This window comes from Neobacillus sp. BP17, from assembly GCF_059579525.1.
This window is the reverse complement of the sequence record NZ_CM184198.1, coordinates 1,173,288-1,195,579: the sequence shown is the minus strand read 5'-3', so window position 1 is coordinate 1,195,579 and position 22,292 is coordinate 1,173,288. Positions and strand designations below refer to the sequence as shown.

The 22,292-nt window shown below is 39.6% G+C and carries 23 protein-coding genes; 5 read left to right on the top strand and 18 right to left on the bottom strand.

All coding sequences use genetic code 11. The annotated features are described in order from the left end of the window. The first annotated feature begins 90 nt into the window (after positions 1–90). The 5 genes from AC4QJR_RS05640 to AC4QJR_RS05620 are packed head-to-tail and all read left to right on the top strand — an operon-like array spanning position 91 to position 2,406. Positions 91–336 carry a spore gernimation protein GerQ gene (locus AC4QJR_RS05640; protein ID WP_496525589.1) on the top strand — a complete coding sequence of 82 codons (246 nt, stop codon included), beginning with the start codon at positions 91–93 and terminating at the stop codon, positions 334–336. A gap of 16 nt (positions 337–352) precedes the next feature. Continuing rightward, positions 353–721, top strand: coding sequence for a spore coat protein (locus AC4QJR_RS05635; protein WP_098576282.1), 369 nt, complete (start codon positions 353–355; stop codon positions 719–721). An 18-nt stretch (positions 722–739) separates the two neighbouring features. After that, positions 740–1,876, top strand: a complete 1,137-nt coding sequence (locus tag AC4QJR_RS05630; RefSeq protein ID WP_496525588.1) for a zinc-dependent alcohol dehydrogenase — start codon at positions 740–742, stop codon at positions 1,874–1,876. A 17-nt stretch (positions 1,877–1,893) separates the two neighbouring features. Continuing rightward, entirely contained in the window at positions 1,894–2,088 is a 195-nt protein-coding gene (locus tag AC4QJR_RS05625) for a hypothetical protein (protein ID WP_026576189.1), read from the top strand. Between the two features lie 18 nt (positions 2,089–2,106). Further along, positions 2,107–2,406 (top strand): spore coat protein, encoded by a 300-nt coding sequence (locus AC4QJR_RS05620; protein ID WP_098576284.1) that lies wholly within the window; start codon positions 2,107–2,109, stop codon positions 2,404–2,406. 81 nt (positions 2,407–2,487) lie between these two features. Here the strand turns inward: AC4QJR_RS05620 and AC4QJR_RS05615 are convergent, their stop codons facing one another. The 18 genes from AC4QJR_RS05615 to AC4QJR_RS05530 form a co-directional block, all read right to left on the bottom strand. Beyond that, complete coding sequence (locus AC4QJR_RS05615; protein WP_496526625.1) at positions 2,488–3,471, bottom strand: ROK family glucokinase; 984 nt, start codon at positions 3,469–3,471, stop codon at positions 2,488–2,490. Positions 3,472–3,618: 147 nt separating this feature from the next. After that, positions 3,619–4,806 carry a levoglucosan dehydrogenase gene (locus AC4QJR_RS05610; protein ID WP_098576285.1) on the bottom strand — a complete coding sequence of 396 codons (1,188 nt, stop codon included), beginning with the start codon at positions 4,804–4,806 and terminating at the stop codon, positions 3,619–3,621. A gap of 66 nt (positions 4,807–4,872) precedes the next feature. Continuing rightward, positions 4,873–5,694 (bottom strand): sugar phosphate isomerase/epimerase family protein, encoded by an 822-nt coding sequence (locus tag AC4QJR_RS05605; protein ID WP_496525587.1) that lies wholly within the window; start codon positions 5,692–5,694, stop codon positions 4,873–4,875. A gap of 495 nt (positions 5,695–6,189) precedes the next feature. Then, positions 6,190–6,483, bottom strand: a complete 294-nt coding sequence (locus AC4QJR_RS05600; protein WP_098576287.1) for a putative quinol monooxygenase — start codon at positions 6,481–6,483, stop codon at positions 6,190–6,192. 37 nt (positions 6,484–6,520) lie between these two features. Then, a complete protein-coding gene (locus AC4QJR_RS05595; protein ID WP_496525586.1) occupies positions 6,521–7,798 on the bottom strand; it encodes an MFS transporter in 1,278 nt (425 codons plus the stop codon). An 86-nt stretch (positions 7,799–7,884) separates the two neighbouring features. Further along, positions 7,885–8,856 (bottom strand): sugar phosphate isomerase/epimerase family protein, encoded by a 972-nt coding sequence (locus tag AC4QJR_RS05590; RefSeq protein WP_098576289.1) that lies wholly within the window; start codon positions 8,854–8,856, stop codon positions 7,885–7,887. Further along, positions 8,853–10,031: a Gfo/Idh/MocA family protein gene (locus tag AC4QJR_RS05585; RefSeq protein ID WP_251459162.1), complete on the bottom strand. Its 1,179-nt coding sequence runs from the start codon at positions 10,029–10,031 to the stop codon at positions 8,853–8,855. Before AC4QJR_RS05585 ends, AC4QJR_RS05590 begins: the two co-directional genes overlap by 4 nt. A gap of 471 nt (positions 10,032–10,502) precedes the next feature. Further along, on the bottom strand, positions 10,503–11,510 hold the full coding sequence (locus AC4QJR_RS05580; RefSeq protein ID WP_496525585.1) for a LacI family DNA-binding transcriptional regulator: 1,008 nt from the start codon (positions 11,508–11,510) through the stop codon (positions 10,503–10,505). Between the two features lie 154 nt (positions 11,511–11,664). Next, positions 11,665–11,979: a cupin domain-containing protein gene (locus tag AC4QJR_RS05575; protein ID WP_496525584.1), complete on the bottom strand. Its 315-nt coding sequence runs from the start codon at positions 11,977–11,979 to the stop codon at positions 11,665–11,667. A gap of 394 nt (positions 11,980–12,373) precedes the next feature. Beyond that, positions 12,374–13,207 (bottom strand): TIM barrel protein, encoded by an 834-nt coding sequence (locus tag AC4QJR_RS05570; RefSeq protein WP_496525583.1) that lies wholly within the window; start codon positions 13,205–13,207, stop codon positions 12,374–12,376. A 74-nt stretch (positions 13,208–13,281) separates the two neighbouring features. Beyond that, the gene (locus tag AC4QJR_RS05565; RefSeq protein WP_496525582.1) at positions 13,282–14,367 is read right to left on the bottom strand and encodes a zinc-dependent alcohol dehydrogenase; all 1,086 of its coding nucleotides are present in this window, start codon (positions 14,365–14,367) and stop codon (positions 13,282–13,284) included. A 1-nt stretch (position 14,368) separates the two neighbouring features. Next, positions 14,369–15,193 (bottom strand): TIM barrel protein, encoded by an 825-nt coding sequence (locus tag AC4QJR_RS05560; protein ID WP_496525581.1) that lies wholly within the window; start codon positions 15,191–15,193, stop codon positions 14,369–14,371. 144 nt (positions 15,194–15,337) lie between these two features. Continuing rightward, entirely contained in the window at positions 15,338–16,507 is a 1,170-nt protein-coding gene (locus AC4QJR_RS05555) for a substrate-binding domain-containing protein (protein ID WP_496525580.1), read from the bottom strand. A gap of 41 nt (positions 16,508–16,548) precedes the next feature. Then, positions 16,549–17,724, bottom strand: coding sequence for a substrate-binding domain-containing protein (locus tag AC4QJR_RS05550; RefSeq protein WP_098575668.1), 1,176 nt, complete (start codon positions 17,722–17,724; stop codon positions 16,549–16,551). Positions 17,725–17,948: 224 nt separating this feature from the next. Then, positions 17,949–18,791 carry a sugar phosphate isomerase/epimerase family protein gene (locus tag AC4QJR_RS05545; protein ID WP_375377578.1) on the bottom strand — a complete coding sequence of 281 codons (843 nt, stop codon included), beginning with the start codon at positions 18,789–18,791 and terminating at the stop codon, positions 17,949–17,951. Between the two features lie 55 nt (positions 18,792–18,846). Continuing rightward, positions 18,847–19,881, bottom strand: coding sequence for a zinc-dependent alcohol dehydrogenase family protein (locus tag AC4QJR_RS05540; RefSeq protein ID WP_496525579.1), 1,035 nt, complete (start codon positions 19,879–19,881; stop codon positions 18,847–18,849). A gap of 131 nt (positions 19,882–20,012) precedes the next feature. Then, the gene (locus AC4QJR_RS05535) at positions 20,013–20,984 is read right to left on the bottom strand and encodes a sugar phosphate isomerase/epimerase family protein (protein WP_496525578.1); all 972 of its coding nucleotides are present in this window, start codon (positions 20,982–20,984) and stop codon (positions 20,013–20,015) included. Continuing rightward, a complete protein-coding gene (locus AC4QJR_RS05530) occupies positions 20,981–22,159 on the bottom strand; it encodes a Gfo/Idh/MocA family protein (protein WP_496525577.1) in 1,179 nt (392 codons plus the stop codon). Before AC4QJR_RS05530 ends, AC4QJR_RS05535 begins: the two co-directional genes overlap by 4 nt. Positions 22,160–22,292: the final 133 nt, after the last annotated feature.

Sequence of the window (22,292 nt, the reverse complement as noted above, 5' to 3'; positions counted from 1 at the left end):
AATTAGATTTTAAATCCTTTAAGAAAATTTTAGAATGTTTCCTCCTATACTTGGAACAATACCATTGTAGTAAAAAGGAGGTAATTAGAAATGGATAATCAAAAATTAGCCGATCATGAGTCATTGGATCTACATGAAATTATAAATTTTAAAACCCTTTGCTTAGCGAAATCAAAACTAATGCAAGGATTGGTATTTGATGATGATTTGAGAGCATTAATGCAAAAAGATGTTGAACAATCAATGCAAGCACTTAGAGAATTACAGGCAATTTATCAACGTGCACCTTTTGAAGCTCCTGTTCCTCAAAACCGGCCAACACCAATAATAAATTGAAAGGAAGGCTATTTCATTGAACAATGACTATTTAGACCCTATAAACTCGTTACACGTACCAGAGCTAGCAGATACCACATTTGCGATGGATTTCCTTCTTCGTGCCAAAGAAGGTGTGCGCAATATTGCGGTTGCATTAACGGAGTCCGCATCACCTGATGTTAGAACCCTCTTACGAAACCAGTTAATGCAAGGGATTGCCATGCACCAAGAAATTACAGAATTAATGATTAGTAAAAAATGGTTCCATCCATACGAATTAAGTGAACAATATCAATTAGACCAACTCTCTGCCAACAATACTTTGATGATTGGCAAAATGAATCTATTTCCTGTTGAGACCAATAGAAAAGGTATGTTTGACCGGACACCTGATGAACACTAACACTGGAGGCTGTAACCAATGAAGGCGGTAACGTATCAAGGTATTAAAAATGTTGTAGTCAAAGAAGTTCCAGATCCAAAGATTGAAAAACCAGATGACATGATTATTAAAGTAACGAGTACAGCTATATGTGGGTCTGATTTACATTTAATTCATGGCATGATTCCTAACCTCCAAGAAAATTATGTTATTGGCCATGAACCAATGGGAATCGTCGAGGAAGTTGGTCCAGGTGTGACTAAGCTAAAAAAGGGAGATCGAGTCATTATCCCCTTTAATATAGCATGCGGTGAATGCATTTACTGTAAAAACCATTTGGAAAGCCAATGTGATAATTCAAATGATAATGGTGATATGGGTGCCTATTTCGGATATTCTGGTACGACGGGTGGCTATCCAGGTGGGCAAGCTGAATATTTAAGAGTGCCATTTGCCAACTTTACTCATTTCAAAATTCCAGAGACTTGTGAAGAACCAGATGAAAAGTTAGCAGTTATTGCCGATGCGATGACTACTGGTTTTTGGAGTGCTGACAATGCAGGTGTAAAGGATGGAGATACAGTTATTGTTCTTGGCTGTGGTCCGGTTGGTCTTTTTGCTCAAAAATTCTGTTGGTTAAAAGGGGCAAAGCGAGTCATTGCCGTTGATTATGTCAATTATCGCCTGCAGCACGCAAAGCGCACCAACAAAGTAGAAATTGTTAACTTTGAGGACCATGAGAATGTAGGAAGTTACCTGAAGGAAATCACCAAAGGCGGCGCTGATGTTGTCATTGATGCAGTTGGTATGGACGGTAAAATGACTGATATGGAGTTCCTTGCAAGCGGAATGAAGCTTCAAGGCGGGGCATTAAGTGCGTTTATCATGGCTTCACAAGCAGTGCGGAAAGGCGGGACAATCCAAGTTACTGGTGTTTACGGTGGCAGATATAATGGTTTCCCTCTTGGAGATATTATGCAGCGAAATATCAATATCCGCTCCGGTCAAGCACCTGTCATCCACTATATGCCATATATGTTTGAATTAGTTACGACCGGAAAAATTGATCCAGGAGATGTGGTAAGTCATGTACTTCCACTTAGTGAAGCAAAGCGTGGCTATGAGATTTTTGACACAAAAATGGATGATTGTATAAAAGTCGTGTTGAAACCTTGAGGAAGGAGATATTAAAAATGAACTACGCCTTACATGAAGTTCTTGAGGTCCATGAGATGGCTGCATTTAAGACCACTTGTTTAACTAAATCCAAAACGATGAAAGCGTTAGTTACAGATCCGCTATTAAAAGATATTATGCAGCAAGACATTGATGTATCTACGAGACAATTACAAGAATATGCTTCTATCCTTTCCAACGCTAAGCAGTAAATTAGGAGATGAATGAACATGAATCCAATTATTGAAACTTTAACGGGGATGGACGGATTATCGGATCAAGTCGTTGCTATGGACCTACTCATTTCAGCTAAAAGTGGAATTAGAAATTATGCCATGGCAGCTACGGAGTCAGGAACACCGGAAATTAAAGAAGTGCTCACTCGCCATTTAGTAGAAGCTCTTGATATGCATGAACAAATATCCGCATATATGGTAGAAAAAGGATGGTACCATGCTTGGGATACAAACGAACAAATCAGGTTGGATTTAAGTAATATCGATACAGCATTAAACTTACCTACATTATAAAAATTTCCAGGAACAGTTTAATACAAAATAAACTGTTCCTATTAAACCATTTTGAGTTCACAAAATTCTAAGTCTTTTGCATTATTGAATTACTAACTTATTAATTAGCTTCTCTTTCGCCAGCCAAGCTCCTCCAATGACCCCTGCGTTATTGCCTAGTGTGGCATTAACAATCTCGACACCATGTGCAACTCTCGGAAAAGCGAATTGTATAAATTCCTCTTTCAGAGGTCTCAGCAATGTATCACCAGCTTTTGATACTCCGCCTCCAATAACGATTTTTTCAGGATTTAAGCCATTTGCTAAATTAGCAAGGGCCAATCCTAAATGGCAGGCAACCTCACCTATGACTCTGTTAGCGAGTTCATCCCCTTCATTTACAGCATCAAAAACATGCTTGGCACTCAGAGCCTGTCCATCATAAAAATTTCGTAATATACTAATCTCGTTGGTAGAAGCTAATTTCTCCATTGCCAAACGGACAACTCCTGTTGCTGATGCTACCGTTTCCAGACATCCTGATTTCCCACAATTACATAGGGCTCCATTTTTCGGTAAGGAAGTCATATGGCCAATTTCACCACCGGATCCATTTACCCCATGTACAACCTCACCATTAACGATAATTCCGCCACCAACACCTGTTCCTAAAGTAACACAAATTAAGTTTTTAGCCCCTTTGCCCGCACCTTTCCACATTTCACCGATTGCCGCTATATTTGCATCGTTGTCGACAACAACCGGCAGAGAGGTTTCCCTCTCAAGAATGGTTTGTAAAAGGAATCGATCCCAGCCTAGGTTAACCGCCACTTCAACAGAACCATCCTTCGAATTCACAGGACCCGGCGCACCGATTCCGATTCCAACTAATTGATTTTTTGTTTGATTTAATTCTACTAACTTTTGTTCAATCGCTCTTGCAATCGATCCAGGTATGTGTTTGCCCTTATTACTTAGATCAGTATCGATCTCCCAGCTATATATGATGTCACCCTGCAAACTGATAAAAGCCATTTTAACCGTGGTCCCACCTACATCAACACCAACTAACCATCTTTCTTCCATAACCATTCACTCATTTCCTTTAAGTTTTCCCACTCCGAAAAGCGCCATGTTTGCAAAAGAGGCTCCTCGATTGAGAAGCCTCTTGTTAAGTTTGAGAATTGTCTAGCTCCAACGCCCAGTGACTAATGGGCGCTTCTGCCTATCTCATTATTTTACAGCCGCAGCCGTTTTTTCAAGATTAACCCATTGACCTTTTTCAGCAGATTCAAGAATTGCATCTGCGATTAATTCTATCTGGTAGCCATCATTGAAGTTAGGTGAGAATTCAGTACCCTCACTGATCGCTTTAAAGAAATCATATGTTTCAATGATCTTTGTTTCACCATAACCAATTCCTAGAGCAGGGATTGGCCATAATCCTTCACCGTATGGAGTAGCTGGTCCTGAGTAAACAGTTCTGAAGCCTTTTGCATCACTTGGATCATCAGCAAAGCAAACTTGAAGCTCATCACGGCGCTCATAGTTAAAGTATAGAGAACCCTTTTCACCATGAATTTCAAAAGTTAGGAAGTTGTTGCGGCCATGTGCATTACGAGTTGCTTCAATTGTTCCAATTGCACCATTATCGAATTTGACCATGGTGATAAATTCATCGTCTACATCAACAGCTGCTTTTGGGACATCGTTGCCTCCAGCTTTCACTGTACCTAACTTGTCAATGCCGCCAGTTTGAATTGGTCTTTCAGGAATCCATGTTTTTGTAATGGCATTTACATCTGTAATTTCGCCCACAAGGTAACGAGCATAATCAACCACGTGTGTACCGATATCACCTAGAGCACCTGATCCAGCGATTTTCTTTTGGAAGCGCCATGATAATGGAGAATTCGGATCAGCAGACCAGTCTTGTAAGTATGTTCCACGGAAGCTTAGAACTTTACCAATTCTTCCTTCTTCAATATATTTTTTCGCAAGAGCAACAGCTGGTGTTCTTCTGTAATTGAAAGCAACTGCGTGTTTTACACCTGCAGCTTTTACTGCTTCTAACATTTCCTTCGCTTGTTCAGCGCCTAATGCTAATGGCTTTTCACAAATAATATGCTTGCCTGCTTTTGCTGCTGCAATCGCGATTTCAGCATGAGTATTGTTTGGAGTAACAATGTCGATGACATCGATTTCTGGGTTGTTAACAACATCTCTCCAGTCAGTCGCATAGTTGTCAAAGCCTAATCTTGCTGCCGCATCTTTAGCCAATCCTTCGTTTACGTCCACTACTGTATGGCGATGAGGAATTGCTGGTGCTGGCCAGAAAAACATTGGCATTCCTGCATATGCAAGTGAATGCGCTTTACCCATAAATCCTCCGCCGATCATACCTACGTTTAATTTTTTCATCTTAGTATCCTCCCACTATTTCCTTCTTATTTTTAAAAAGTTTGATATTCCTAATGGATGAAACGTTTATGCTTGATTTACTTTATCAAATTGCTTTAAATAACTGCGGCTGATTTTAGCCCCTTGCTTTGGATCTGGGTAGCTGTCTAACTCAACCGTAATCCAGCCATCATAGTTTGCCTCTTCTAATGCTTTAACCATTTCATCAAATTTTTGATGCCCTTCACCTAATGGTAAAAAATCTCCATTGGCATAATCTTTGAGGTGCACATACTTGATACGATCCACATATTTTCTGATGACAGCCACAGGATCTCCACCGCCTGCTTCGATATGAGCTGTGTCTGGGCAAAGATTAATTGTTGTTAATGGCATTAATTTATCTAGTTGTTCAGGAGCCTGAACATTGGTTCCTAAATGAGGATGATAACTTGCAACAAGATTATATTTTTCAGCAATTTCTACTACTTTATTAAGCGCATTACCAAGAGCGGTATAATCACTTTCAAGAATCCCGTTTGCACGTACTGCTCCGCCGCCGATCACAAGATGCTCCGCACCTACTTCTGATGCGAATGCCGCTACACTTTCGATTTTTATTAATTCTTCTTCTAAAATATCAGGAAAAATAAAGTTCCCGCCTGTATAAACACCAACCAAAGTTAAAGAATGCTCGTTCATCAATTTTAAAAACTCATCTTTTTTATCTTTGTATTCCATCAAATTGCCATCGAAGATTTCAAAGCCATCATAGCCAGCTTCCGCAATGTCCTTTAATGCTTCTTCCGTTGATCCATAGGCAAGGTAGTAATTATCCTTCACACAAGTCACACCTGCCGGATGACCAACTACGCCGCCCCAAGTATTTGTTTGATAACCTAATTTCATTTGATTACCTCCATATCTTTTGGAATTTAGTGTGCCATATTTCATCCTATAAAAACCAAAGCAACTCACCTTTGAATATAGTAATCGATTACATTTTCTTTTTAAAAATTTCTCTAAACTTTCAATAATATTAAGATTCAATCCATTATTTACGGTTTACTCAATGTAATCCATTACATTTTTACATGCAGATGAAGTGCTGTTTTTTAAAAGGAAGTAGTAAATTATCTCTATTTATTTCTAGTCAATACTATCATCAGACCAGAATAATAGATGTTGTATCGCTTACATGAATTATTGTAATCGATTACACCTAAATTTGCAACCTATAATTTTAGAGTGTCACAATTTGTTCACCATAAGCTTAGGAGGAAAGGAAATCGTAAAAGTTGTTCCCTTTACAACCTTCAATTGGTTACGAATTTAGTGAGCGGTACCTACCGCCAGCTTTTCAAGATGTTGACAATGATCCATAGTTAAAGCGTTTGTCTAATATTAATTTTTCGCTGAAGCCTCAAATAATTCTGCATGGATGGGTTCAGCAACTATGGGTTCAACAGCTTTTATGAATCTTTTAAAGTGAGGGGTTTCCTCATGAAGTTGAATCGCTTCTTCATCCTTCCATTTCTCAACAAAGATAAAGCTGTTCGCCTCTTCTGGATTTTCATAATATTGATAACTACTATTTCCTGACTCCGCTTGAGACGGTTTTGTTACAAGCCTTGCCTCTTCCAAAAATATTTCACGATAAGCTGCATTTACCTTTATGTTTGCATGAATGATAATCATGGTACATCCCCCTTAATTGTTGATGGTATTTCTCAAACTAACCTGCGTGTTTTTCTAATACAATTTCGTTTTTATTATTTTCTTCGGAAGGAATCTTCATAAACTTCATTAGATAAGCACCAAGGAAATACGTACCTGCGAAAATCCAAATAACCCCTTTTGCACCGATAAGTCCAATAAATAACCCAACGATTGCCGGTGCGATAAAGTAGGACATTCCAGCACCAAAGCTTACAATCGCCATCGCCGATCCTTTTTTCTCCGGAGCAAGCGAAGCTACTAGAGCTGAAAGTGGGACGAAACCACAAAGCACAATTCCCATAAAAACACCTGCTATATTCAAGGCCAAGAAACTGCTGCCAAATACTTCAGGCGTGTAAAGCAAGACAAGTAACATGACGCCCATACCGAAGCTTCCAAGCCATTGAATCGTTTTTTGCCAACCTAACCATTTATCACTGATGTAAGGAATGATTAAGTTAAAGATAATATTTGCAAACCACATCGTTCCCCACATTTGCAGAAACTGTTCTGTGGTAAATCCATAATTCGACTTTAAATACATCGGGAAAAAGATTGGCAGGGAACCGATCCCAGTAGAATTGATAATCCGGACCACGCCGCCGATCGCCACTTTCGGCTGTTCGATACAAATGGTGAATCCACTCATTAAGCTCTTGAGCTTTTCCTTTGGATCTCCCTTTTGTTCCTTTTTCACATCACCTTTTACTACAATAAGACCAACAATTCCTCCGACTAATACCCATGCTACTGCACTCCACAACAACCCGATATATCCAATCTTTGGAAGCATGTAAGCAGGGAAATAACTTCCTACAACATAAAGTCCGCCGCTCCACGCTGCCCAGAACAAGCCTACAGCTGTTGCCAGAATCCGCTCTGGACTGCGATAAGTAACCCACACTAAGAAAGAGTAGCAGAATAAAGGATAACCTAAACCACGAATCCCATAAGTCGGGAGCATAATAGCGTAATTGTTTAACTTTAAACCATATTCAATGAATAGTACCTGACCGATTAACCAAGTAACAAGACCGATAACCATTACCTTCCTTGGTCCCCACATCTCGGTGAGCACACCAGAAAAATAAGATGCGATAGCTAAGATCGCTCCATAAACCGCAAAAAGAGTAGCTGATTGTTGAACGGTCAATCCCTTTTCAATCAGATAGGGAGACAACCATGCGTGCTCGAGACCGTCACCGGCCATAAAAATTAACGTTGCAACAAATCCCCAAACGACTCCCATTGGAAGTCCGCCTAAAGTACGTTCTTGACCTACAAGCGTTTTCATTTTTAACACCTCTATTTTTATTAATTGGGTGCGGGGGGGCGGTTCTTATGCTCCGGAAACAGGAGAACCGTCCCTGTGCTTTTTCCTTAAGCCCACCACATTTCCGATACTTGCTCTTTAAACAACGTTCCTTTTAACAGTGTGATTGCTTTCATTAAGCCTTCATCGATAGACGCCAACATATCTTCATGTTCAATGGAAACCACGTAATCATACCCTACTGCACGAAGTGTACTGATCATATCTTTCCACATTTTTTCGTTATGGCCATAGCCCACTGAGCGGAAGGTCCATGAGCGATCCAATACTTGACTGTAATGCTTCGTATCGAGAACACCATTCACCTTGATATTAGCCTGGTCTAAATAGGTATCTTTTGCATGGAAATGGAAGATCGCATTTTCACGACCAAGTTTTTTAATTGCCTCAACTGGATCTATTCCTTGCCACACCAAATGACTTGGGTCAAAGTTAGCTCCGATGTTCGGTCCTGCATGTTCTCTTAGTTTTAGTAGTGTTTCCGGATTATAGACAACAAATCCCGGATGCATTTCGAAAGCAATTTGATGAATCCCGTGCATTTCAGCGAATTTCGCTTCTTCTTTCCAGTACGGAATAACGATATCATTCCATTGCCATTCTAAGACTTCTGCATATTCAGGAGGCCAAGAGCAGGTCACCCAATTTGGAAACTTGGCACCCGGATGATCCCCTGGACATCCAGCAAAACCATTGATAACTGGTACCTCTAACTGTTCAGCCAGTAAAACCGTTTTTCTCCATACATCATGCGCCTCTTTGGCAGCCTTTACATTAGGATGTAGAGGGTTGCCATGGCAGCTTAGTCCGCTGATGGTTAGTCCCCTGCTTTCAATCGCCCGTCGGAACGATTTGATTTTATCTGGATTCCCTAACAAGTCATCGGGATTACAATGACTATTCCCTGGATAGTTACCGGTTCCTAACTCAACGGCCTCTACTCCTATTTGGGCTAATTTATCTAACATGGCTTCGAAAGGAAGATTTTGATATAGAACTGTAAACACACCTAGTTTCACACTAAAACCTCCTTATTCGCCTGAACCTTCACCCATTTTTGCTGTTCATGGCTTTCTAAAATGGCATCGGTAATAGCCATCGAAATATGACCGTCTTCGAATGTAGCAAAATTAGCTTGATCCTTTAAAAGATCTTTACCATCACGAATGAACGTATAATAATTTAACATCATATTTTTCAGTGCATCTGGCCAGCCTTCGTTATGACCTCCTGGATGATGAATCGCTGATCTTGCTTCAGGTGCGAACAGTGCCGGATCGGCAAGAAGGATCTCATTCGGCTTATCCCTGTGCCCCATCCATAATTTTTCTGGCTCTTCTTGATTCCAGTAAGCAGAGCTCTTGCTGCCATCGATTTCAAAGCTTAAACGATTTTTTCGGCCTGCACTTACTTGTGAAACAGTGAAGACTCCTCTTGATCCATCTTCAAAACGAACTAGTACGGATGCATAGTCTTCTGTATTGATTGAAACATCCTCATATTCTACATCATCAGTACTTTGTGTACTGAAAGTGGCCACACTTCCAATTGCTTTCTTTCTAACTGGAATGACCGTTGCTAAATCAGCAAATACTTCTACAATCTTTTTACCGGTAACAAATTGAACGGTGTCACACCAATGAGACCCGATATCTGCTACTGCGCGAGATTTTCCGCCGACTTCCGGTGCTAAACGCCAGTTAAAATCCGTTTCATATAGTAACCAATCCTGCAAATAGCTTCCGTGAACCAAATTCACTTTCCCAAGGTCACCGTTAGCAATTTTAGCTCGCAGGTTTTGCACACTCGCATGCTGTCTGTAATTAAAGTTCACACCATGTACAACACCCTGTTTTTGAGCCAATACCAACAATTCCGCTGATTCTTCACTATTCATCGCAAGCGGTTTCTCTGAGATCACATGTTTACCTGCTAAAATAATTTCTTTATTAATCGCAAAGTGCACATGGTTTGGGGTACAATTATGAACTACCTGAATTTCACTGTCACGCAGCATTTCAAGGTAATCTCCGTATGCTTTCGGAATTCCAAGTTCAGCTGCCTTTCTTTCCGCTTGTTCTTGACTCGTCTCGGCTAATGCTACGACTTCCACAAATCCAAGTCTTCTGATTGCTTCAATATGTGTCGGGCCAATGAAACCTGTCCCGATGATTCCTACTTTTATTTTTTCCATTTGTTTTCCGTCCTCCAATCGAACTTTTCGATTCACCCAAGAATGGGTAGAAGAATTTGGTGTAATCGATTACACTACCTTGCAAAAAAATATGTGTTTTGTCCTATAAATAAATAATATACCTATGTTTCAAACCTCTATAAATGTAATGGATTACATTTATATCGAAAAAAATTTGATTTCATTTATACTTTTAAATTAAGAAATAACCTTTCAGAATAAAATACCTTTTCACTTAGCACTAAAATATTTTACTCTTTTTTTTCGACACCCTAATTGTAATCGATTACAGTATAGAATTCAATATTTTTTTTAAAACTTCCTTGATTCTTTTTTTATCAAAATGATTACAACTGTTCTGGAACCAATGGAATCGCTGGTCCCCTAATAATGATAAATAGGGAGTGAACCATTATTAAGTTCACTCCCCTTTTGTTTTTAATTATTTTAATTCTAACAGGAATAGCTAAACTACTCTTCAACGGTAAGTTCTTTGCAAGATTCACGGACAATGAGCTTATCAGGAAGAATAAATTGATCTTTCTCTATTTCTTCATCTTTAATTAATTTTAACAGTAAACGCATCGCTTTTTGACCCATATCAAACGTTGGTTGTGCCACGGTTGTTAGAGCAGGTTCAAAAATCGATGCAAATTGAATATCATCAAAGCCAACAACAGATAAATCTTCTGGAACTCTTAAACCTTTAGATTTAGCGGCTTTAATGGCACCCATAGCCATTTCATCATTACCGGCAAAAAGGGCTGTAGGAGGATTCTCTAGTGATAAAAATTTCATCATTAAATTAAAACCACTTTCAAAAGAGAATTCTCCTTCCTGTACCAAACTTGAATCCACAGACAGGCCATGTTGCGCCATTGCTTGATGAAACCCCCTGCATCGATCTCGTCCAACGACAATATTCAAGGGTCCGGAAATATGTCCAATTCTCTTGTGGTTTAAGCTAATTAAATATTCAGTTGCCTTTCTTGCACTGCTAACATTATCAATGGAGACCGTAGGCAGCTTGGAACCCTCATAGTATTCACACGCCAATACTACAGGGTAATCCCGGGATAAATCTTCTAATATTTTTTGATCGGTCCTTGCCGTTAATAATATCAACCCATCTGCTTTTTTCTGACCTAATATTGTTAAAAAACTAGTTTCGCTTTCGACATCGTTTCGCGCATCTCCTAGAAGTACTTGATATCCGTTTTCGATGGCAACGGATTCAATTCCGCGCAGCACCGCAGAAAAGAAAGTATTGGTTATATCAGGAACCACCACAAGAATTGTCTTGGTTTCAGATCTTCTTAATTGTCTTGCCAGCATATTAGGCTGGTAATTTAATTCTTTTATGGCTTCTAAAACTTTCTCAGCTGTTTCCTTTTTTACAGTCCCTGCATTACTTATGACTCGGGATACTGTGGCCGTTGAAACATTTGCCATTTTTGCAACATCCGCAATTCTGACCATATATTGCTTTCCCCTTCAGTGTTCGTTTACATTTATTGTAATCGATTACATGGATAAATACAATAACTTTACGTAAATGAAACAAGGGATATTGTAAACACTTGAAAATATTCCAATAAAAAACAGAATCATCCCTAATAAAAACGAACTCCTTTTAAAAAGAAGTTCGACAACCTTTTTCATTACCATTAATATGCAGATTCGAAACACAGATATTAATCCCTTTGAGAGGTTTGTCTGTACAAGATTTACCTTCGATATGACTAAAAGGGGGAATAAATATAAGGTCTCCTTCTTGTCCGATAAAAGGTTTTCCTTCATAGATGAATTCTCCGCACCCCTGTTGAATATACACAATCTCTGTATAATTAGGATCGGAATGTTTTTTAATCCAAAATGGACTGATTTCATTTATTCCTTTAATATTGATAAACTGGGGAGTATTTAAAAAAACAGAAGACTTTCCCACGCCGGTATGTCCCCTTTCATTATAAATAGCATTCTTAGTAATCCATTTTTGACTAGAGGTACACTCCGACTGCTTTATTTAATAAATAAGGAGCTTTTACAGTAAAAGAGGCTCTAGAAATCGAGCCTCTTTATTTTCACAGCTGGTTGTTTATTTTACGGCACCTTGAATAGATTTTTGGTGATTTTAATTACCATGTATCTAATACATTTTCTTTCGATACTAATAACGCAAGGACAGCTACTAAGAGTGAGGCACCTTTTATTTGGCTTGCAGCGAAAAGTTGTACTTGGATTGGTTCACTTAATAGTCCCGGGACGATATTAACGAAGTTTTGAAAATGAGCGGTCGCTTCGTGAACACCAATCGCCGCTTGATCCTTCCTTAATATCTTTTATGATAGTGTTTCAACAATTTCCTTCATATGTTTAATAGATTGCTTTGTGAAGTCATCAAAAACATTAGCTTCCCCTTGAAGGCCTGAAGCCACATAAGGATTTGACACGGCAGGCAGGAACTCCATCGTAATATAACCCTTATAACCAAGTTCTTTAAGCAGTGAAATAACTGGTGCAAAATTTGTTTGTCCTAGTCCCGCTGCCTCCCTTGTATTATCAGCGATGTGGACATGGGCAAGATAACGTGAAATCTTCATTATCGAATCCCTCATATCTCGTTCCTCTATGCTCATGTGGAACAGATCCGCCATAACCCCTACACCTTCTACATTCACTTCCTCCACAAAACGTAAGGCTAAGGTTAGGTTATTAACTAAGTAGGTTTCATAACGATTTAATGCTTCAATGGCTATGGTGATTCCTTGTTCCTTTGCATACAGCCCTACCTCTTTCACACTTTGAATGGCATTATTCCATTCTTCCTCAAGCGTCGTTTCTGGGCTAAGTTTACCAACACAAGTAGGAACGACAATTAGAGTTGATGCATGTAAAGTCTTCGCTAAATCAACCGATCTTTTCACATATTCGACTGCCTTTTTTCTAATTTCGTTGTTTGGTGAGGAAAGATCCCTTTCAGGGGTAAAAATTCCACAAATAGAACTGCATTCAAGTTCATACTTTGATAAAAGTTCTTTCGTTTCCTCAATATCAATGGTATACGGCTCGCCAGCGAGTTCGACACCTTGATAACCATATTTCTTCAGCCTTTTTATGCTATCTTCTAAACTTTCATTTCCATATATCCATTGTGTGGCACTATATTTGAACATTTGAATTCACCTCTTAGATTATGAAAAATTCAGAGTTCCCACATAAACCGAAGAGAACTCTGTCTACCTATATATTAATCTGAGATTTTAACTACTGTTTTAAGGATATCCTTATTATGCTCTGCCGTTTCAATTCCGTGTTTCACATCTGCAAATTCAAAATGATTTGTGAAGATTGGAGTTGGATCAAAACGCTTGTTTGCGATTAAATCAATCGCTTTAGAGAAGGTGTCATATGTTCCTGCATAGGAGGAAACAATGGTTAATTCACGGCTGTAAATTTCAAATGGACTTACAGGAATTGTTACATCTGCAGGAGCTGCACCAAAAACCAGTATTTTTCCGCCTTTTCTCACTAATTTAAACGTTTGCGCGTAAGTATAGGCAGAACCAACCGCTTCAATAACAACGTCAGCACCGCGTCCGTCTGTTAATCTTTTAACAGCCTCTATCGGGTCTTCTTCACCTGCATTGATAACATAATCAACACCAATATTTTTAGCTGATTCAATTCTCGCAGGATTTAGTTCGGAAAGGATTACTTTACTAGCACCTTTCAATTTTGCAAGTAAGGCATGAGCGATACCCATTGGACCTCCGCCAATAATCGCGACTGTTTCACCGTATTGGACATTAACTTTATCCTGACCGCTAATTGCACATGCTAATGGTTCAATATAGGCTCCATGGATCCAAGGCATAGAATCTGGTAACTTATGAATATTACTCTCTGGAACTCTTACAAATTCGGCAAATGCTCCGTTAATGTGTACCCCTAATTGAGTTATTTTTTCACAATGCAATTTTTGGCCATGGCGGCAATAATAGCATGTACCACAGCTAATATTGATATCTGCAGTTACACGATCACCTGGCTGTACAAAGCTCACTTTAGAACCAATCTTTGCCACTTCACCGGAAAATTCATGACCTAAGATCAGTGGAAGTTTTGCTGGAAAACGACCTTCATAAATATGAGGATCAGTACCACATACTGCGGTATATTTTACTTTTATCAATACATCCTTATCCCCAAGTTCAGGAACCGGTACTTCTTCTAATCTTAAATCCTCTTTACCATATAACACGGCAGCTTTCATTACTTTTTGATCAAAGCCAGCTTCTACATTTTCAATGTTGACTACTGTATCTTGTGCCATCTTATTTTTCCTCCTTAAAAAGGTTTTTTAGGAAATTAATTGACTCTTCAGTGTATTGATCATAAAACTCTTCACATCTAGTGCCATTAAAAGGATCGGCAAACGGAGGCAATAGCTCCATCGTTAAATAACCGCTATAATTAATATCACGTAAAGCCTGAGCGATTGGCTCAAAATCGATATGGCCGCGACCTGGTGCCGCTCGATTACTATCAGCGATGTGAAGGTGATATAATTTATCTCCAACCATTCTAATGGTGTCGGCAATATCGACTTCTTCAATATTCATATGATAGGTATCACCCATCACACCTACGCTTGGCAGATTTACACGATTGACCAGCTCAAGTGATTGCTCCAATCGATTGATTAAGTAGTTTTCATAGCGGTTCCATGCTTCTACTGTTAAACGAACCCCATGTTCTCCCGCATAAATACCAGCTTCCCGTATTCCTTCCTCAGCCCATTTTATTTCTGTTTCTCGATCCGCCTCTCCATAAATTTTCATACAAGCAGTTGGAGTGAGAGAGATTCCTTTTGCCCCGATTTTGCTGGCAAAATCAACGCAGCTTTTTAAATACTCGACTGCATTTCTTCTAATATTTTCTTTACTAGAAACTAAATCTCTTTCAGCGTTATAAATGGCACAAATAGTGGAAGCTTCAATATTATATTTTTCCAATAATCCTTTAATGCGGTCTGCATCCATTTGCTCTGGCTCGCCAACAAATTCTACACCGTCATAACCGTATTTAGCGAGTCTAGCAATACTAGTTTCAATATCTTCTCCTGCATATACTAGCGTGTTGTAAGAGTACTTAATCATTTGAACATCTCCTTATCACTATTTTGTCTATGTAACTTTCCTGGATTTCAAATTTTTTAAATAGTGGCCGCATATAAAAGCGGCCACTATTTCACTTTTTTCCTGAAAGTTTGTAATCTAGTTTTCTTACTGGTTAAGCGATGTTTATTTTGCTGCCTTTTGGATAACTTCTGGGGCATCCTGACGATAAGCCATTTTCCAAACCTTTAAGACGTTTTCCTTTGTAACTTTCATCGATGGAACAACATAGTATGGATCTAATTGTTTGCCAAGTAATGAATATCCGGCAACAAGAGCTTGCGCAGCTCCGTTTTCATATGGTAACTGTGCTCCAAGACCTTTTACGTTCCCTCCAGAAGCAATTTGAAGCGCCACATTCGTTCCTAAATCAACTGTAGTGATAACTAAATCATTTTTCCCTGCTGTACGAGCTGCAGCAAGTGTTCCTTCCGCTGGTACATCCCAAATCGCAAAAATTCCATCTAAATCTTTATTTTTTGTTAACATACCAGAGGCAACTTTTTCAGCATCGTTAGGAGTGATAATTCCACCATGGGCAACAATTTTAATTTTTGGATATTTTTCTTTAATGGTCTTCTCAAAAGCATCTTTACGCTGGTTATTTACAAAGAAATTAACATCGTGGAAAATGACACCGATCTTTCCTTTTCCTTTTAGTTCATCACCCATAATTTCGCCGGCAAAGATACCGTTTCCATAGTTATCTGATGAAACAACGCTTACATAATCTTTTCCTGCTTGAAAACCTTTTGGCACATTATCCATGAAGACTAGTTTTACGCCAGCTTCTGCTGCCTTTTTAAAAGCAGGAGCCGTAGCAACTGGATCAACGGGTAAAGCTACGATAACATCTGGCTTTTTAGCCATGATGGTTTCGATATCTGAAATTTGTTTTTCAGGCTTAAATTGTGCATCCGTAACGGCCACAACATCTATACCCATTTTTTCAAAAGTTTCTTTTACACCATTGATGATGGCAGTTGAAAAATCGTTTCCTGCATAGTGCATGGAAATAGCCGCTTTGAATTTACCCTCTTTAATTTTCTTTACATCCTCTTCAGATAATTGCAAAGTTGCTGCAGGTGTGGCTGTTTCTCCATTTGGACCTGTACTTAAAATTTTCTGATCGCTTGGTATTTCAGGGTTAATGGTAAGCGGATAAGTAATTTTTGCGGATTCTTCTTTTCCATTTTTTTGCTCACCTGAAGCAGTTGAACTTTGTTTTCCACACCCCATAAGCGCTAAACTACTGACTAAGAGTATCGTAATGATTAGTGAAGTAAGTTTTTTCATAGTAACCCCCAATAATAGATTTAGATAATAATAATGTTTTATTATTTAGCTGCCCCTTTGATAGACTTAGGTGCTTCTTGATGGTAAACAAGTTTCCATGCATCTAATACATTTTCTTTCGTTACATTTAACGCAGGAACAGCCACATAGGCAGGTGCTTCTTTACCAAGTAAGGAATAACCAGCTAAAACCGCTTCTGAAATTCCCTGGTCATATGGCAGCTGAGCACCTAGACCTTTAATCAAACCGTTTGATGCAATGTCTAAGGCAACGTTTGTCCCTAAATCAATAGTTGTAATGACAAAATCTTTCTTTCCTGCCGTACGGGCTGCTGCTAATGCACCTTCAGCTGGAACGTCCCAAACGACAAACATTCCATCAAGGTCACGATTTTTGGTAAGCATACCTGATGCTACTTTTTCCCCATCGTTAGGGCCAATGATTCCGCCTCGTTCAACGATTTTGATTTTCGGATATTTTTCTTTGATTGTTTTTTCAAAGGCTTCTGTACGCTGTTTGGTCACAAAGTAATCCGCATCATGATAGATAACACCGATTTTTCCTTTTTCACCAAGTTGTTTCGCCATGACCTCCGCTGCTTGAACACCATTTCCATAGTTGTCAGCAGAAACTACACTCACATAATCCTTGCCGGCTTCTAATCCGTTGGGTTTATTATCCATAAACACGACTTTTACTCCAGCATCTGCTGCTTTCTTAAAAGCGGATGCAGTTGAAACAGGATCTACTGGGATCCCAACAATAATATCTGGCTTTTTAGCTAAAACCGTTTCGATGTCTGATACTTGTTTTTCAGCTTTGAACTGGGCATCTGTTACGGCAACCACCTTAATTCCCATTTTTGCAAAGGTTGCTTTTAAGCCATTGATTTGTGCTGTTGCCCAGTCATTACCAGCATAGTGCATGACAATCGCCGCTGTGTATTTTCCTTCTTTAATCTTTTGTACTTCTTCTTCCGTCAGCTTCAATGTTTTTGCAGAAACGGCGGCTTCTCCACTCGGACCTTTACTTAAAATCTCTTGGTCTGGAATCTCTTGATTTATAGTGATTGGACCTGAACTAGCGGTTGTTTCTTCTGTTGTTGTGTTCTCTGTTTCTTTGCTACCGCTGCTAGTCGTGCTATCCTTGCCGCAGCCGACGAGTGCGATGCTAGTAATAAAAAGAATCATAGTGAAAATAGATAGTATCTTTTTCATAATTAGCCCCCTTTACGTGCTTTTTATTGATTAATCCTTTGAATAAAATACTCAAGCATTTGTACCGATTTTATGTATCACATCCTCTCCTGCCGTGTAACCGATTACATTTTTCTACTTTTTTGACTTTGAAGATGAAATAGACCTTTTAAATAGATTAATTGGGCGGACCAGTTGCAATTAAACTCCTTCATCCGCCCCGATTACTATTTTTCAATAAATTATTACTTACACCCAATTCCTTTTAACTTTTCTGTCAAGTAATCAATGGATGTTTTTGCATACCAATCAGGATCTGCTTTTCTAGTACCAAATCCAATCTCCATTGAGAGGTAGCCCTTGTAATCGATTTCCTTTAATGCTTTTAATACGGAATCCCAATTTACCGTTCCTTGTCCAGGTGGTAAACGATCGTCATCCGAAATATGAACATGATGCAACTTATCTTTCATTTTATAAACATAATCACTCGGTACTTCATTACGATATAGGGCATGGAATGTATCAAACATCACTTTCACATTGGATTCACCTGATTCTTCTGCCAACTGCAGGGCATCATCTGCCGACTCAATTAAATTACAATCAGCAGCTTGAGGTTCAACTACTAGTGTGATTCCAAGGTCTTTCGCATATTTTGCCACATCTTGCAAACCTTCGCGGCTATATTTCCATGCTTCTTGTTTGTTCATACCAAAACCAAACCAGCCGGCAAGCCACATCACAGTTGGGCATTCCCAGTCATGCGCTAATCGAATGACTTCTTTGTAATGATTGATTGTAAATTCACGCTCTTCTTTCAAAGCTGAACTTGGATTTATTCCAGGTCCTCCTCCAGGAGCGGGAAGCATAGCAGCAACATTAAGATTATTTCTTTGTAAATGCTGAAGAATTTCCTTACGTCTCTGCTTGGATAAATAATCAGGCCATGCATGCGGACTCGCACAACCGATTTCAATTCCATCATAACCAAATGCAGCAATTCGACTAATCACTTCTTCTAATGGATAAAATGGCAGCATGGATGGAAAAGAATTATAAACCCAAGTATTAAATGAAAGTTTCATTTTATTGATCCTCCTCAAAAATTAAGTACCAAAAGGTTTTATTATTTATTAACGTTTATTCCCAAACAAACACAGCTTTCTCAGTCCTTCTTTCGTCAAACATACGGAAAGCTGTTTCCGCTTCTTCCAATTTAAATTGGTGAGTAACCAACTTTTCTACTGGCAGATTCTTTCTTACAATAAACTCAGCAATCTCATCAAATTCTTGAATTGGGAAGTACCAAGAACCCATTACAGAAATCTGTTTTCGAATTAATTGCGCACTTGGTTTGATTGTTGTCTCTTTACTTTCGCCGATAAAAGCGACACGTCCATGTGCTCTCACGCAATCTAATGCATCATTTTCACCGTAAGGGCTTCCGGAACAATCAATTGCAGCATCTGCACCAAGACCCTTTGTAATACGAGCGATTTCTTCTTGAACATTCATTGTTTTACCATTGATGGTATAATCCGCACCCAATTCCTTCGCAAGCTCCAAGCGCTCATCCAGCATATCAACAGCAATAACCGTTGCTCCTAATCCTTTAGCGATCATCACACCAGCGCCGCCCATAGGTCCCATTCCAAAAATAACTAGGTAGTCTCTTCCTGAAATCCCTAATCTCTTTTGCGCGTGGTAAAGGGTTCCTACAGCGTCAGTTGAAACAGCTGCTGTTACAAAACTCATGCTATCTGGCAGTCTCATACAGTTTTCAGCTGGAACCACCATGTACTCTGCGTCACCGCCGTGAGAGTCAAAGCCGATACATTTAAATTCTTTACAGAACATTTTGTAGCCGCTCTTACAATGTGCACATTCACCACAGCCAAGAGCTAAGTAAATAGCAACTCGGTCACCCGCTTTGTAATTGGAAACGCCAGCTCCTACTTCTGTGATAACTCCTGCAGGTTCATGCCCTGGTACCGTGCATCCGCATTTTGTTCCTTCAAAAACGGAAGTTCCATAATATAAGCTCATATCGCTTCGGCAGATCGCTGATGCTTTTAACTGAACTAATACTTCCCCTTGTCCAGGCGTTGGAATTTCAACCTGGCGAATCTCTACCTTTTTACCTCCTGGAAAAAATACAGCATTCATTGTTGTCATTGTACTGCCTCCAATCATTCATCATTAATTTTGAAAAACAATTATCCTATCATATTTCCTTGAAATGAACTACGGGAGGGAACAGCCCCTCCCTTTGTAAGCAAGAGCACCGTCCCCATGCTTCCAAAAAATTAAGCCCACCACATCTCGGTAATTTTCTCTTTGAAAATGGCCCTTTTTAAGAGAGTAATCGCTTTGCTTAATCCCTCGTCCGTGGAAGCCAGCATATCTTCATGTTCAACGGAAACTACATAATCATATCCCACCGCTCTTAGGGCACTGATAATGTCTTTCCACATTTTTTCGTCCGAGCCGTATCCGACTGATCTAAATGTCCAAGAGCGGTCTAAAATTTGGCTATAATGCTTTGTATCTAAAACACCATTAATCTTGATATTTGCTTGATCTAAATAAGTGTCCTTCGCATGGAAATGGAAAATCGCATTTTCCCTGCCAAGCTTTTTGATGGCCTCGACCGGGTCAATTCCTTGCCAAACAAGGTGGCTCGGATCAAAGTTTGCTCCAATGTTTTCTCCTGCATGTTCCCTTAACTTCAGTAAGGTTTCAGGATTATAAACGACAAAACCTGGATGCATTTCAAAAGCAATTTGCTGAATGCCATGCTCTTTCGCGAATTTCGCTTCCTCTTTCCAATAAGGAATAACGACTTCGTTCCATTGCCAGTTCAGCACTTCTAAATATTCCGGAGGCCATGAGCATGTAACCCAGTTTGGATTTTTTGCACTTTTATGATCACCCGGACAGCCGGAGAAGCCATTGATAACAGGAACTTCCAAAAGTTCTGCAAGTAATACTGTTTTTCGCCAAACGTCATGTGATTCTTGAGCAATATTTACATTTGGATGAAGCGGGTTACCGTGGCAGCTTAAGCCGCTGATCGTTATTCCCCTAGTTTCAAGCGCTCTCAGGAATGATTTTCTTTTTTCAGGAGATTCAAGCAATTCATCCGGATTACAGTGATGATTGCCGGGATAATTCCCTGTCCCCAATTCAACGGCCTCCACACCCATGGCTGAGAGTTTATCCAACATTTCTTCAAAAGGCAGGTTCTGATACAAGGGGGTAAATACACCTAATTTCACGCAAGTACCTCCTTGCTAGCCTGAACCTTCACCCATTTCTTCTGCTGGTTACTTTCTAAGATTGCGTCTGTGATACACATCGAAAGGTGTCCATCTGCAAATGTCGCAAAATTTGGCTTGTCTGTTTTCAGGATTTTGCCATCGCGAACAAACGAGTAGAAATTCAACATCATATTTTTCAAAGCATCTGGCCAGCCTTCATTATGCCCTCCAGGATGATGAATAGCAGACCTTGCCTCCGGCGAAAACAACGCCGGATCCGCTAATAGAACTTCATTTGCTTTATCCCGGTGCCCGATCCATAGCTTCTCTGGTTCTTCCTGGTTCCAGAATATTGAAGCTTGACTTCCATTAATCTCAAAGCTCAATCTATTTTTCCGTCCCGCACTGACTTGAGATACAGTAAAGACTCCTCTAGATCCATCCTCAAACCGGACAAGAACAGATGCATAATCTTCTGTATTAATTGGTACATCTTCATATTTCATATCTTCCGCCGTCTTTGCCCCAAAAGTAGCTACGTTTCCTGTCGGTTTCTTTCTTACTGGAACAACAGTGGCTAAATCGGCAAAAACTTCTACAATCCTTTTGCCTGTTACAAATTGGACGGTATCACACCAATGGGAACCTATGTCCGCTACTGCGCGTGACTTTCCGCCTACTTCCGGCGCCAAACGCCAGTTGTAGTCTGTTTCATATAATAACCAGTCCTGCAAGTAGCTTCCGTGAACCAAGTTCACTTTCCCAAGATCACCTTCAGTGATTTTCGCTTTTAAGTTTTGTACACTCGCATGCTGTCTGTAATTAAAGTTCACCGCATGGATGACGCCTTGTTTTTCTGCTAACTCCAATAATTCTGCAGATTCATCACTGTTCATAGCCAGTGGTTTCTCTGAGACAACATGCTTTCCAGCTAAAATAATCTCTTTATTAATGGCAAAATGAAGGTGATTTGGTGTGCAATTGTGCACGACCTGGATTTCGCTGTCTTTCAGCATTTCTCGGTAATCACCAAAGGCCTTCGGAATTCCAAGCTCAGCTGCCTTTTTTTCAGCCATTTCTTGACTGGTTTCCGCCAAACCAGCTACTTCTACGAAACCAAGCCTTCTGATGGCTTCTATGTGAGTCGGCCCGATAAATCCAGTACCGATGATACCAACTTTAATCTTCTCCACCTTTCTTCCTCCTGTTCAAAAGTTGATCGTGTTGTTCAAGGATGCAAAATTGATAGACCTTATAGGGTCATTTTGCTTTTTTTGAAAAGAATACAGCCGCTTTTATCATTAATTCCGCCAATTTCCGAGGAAA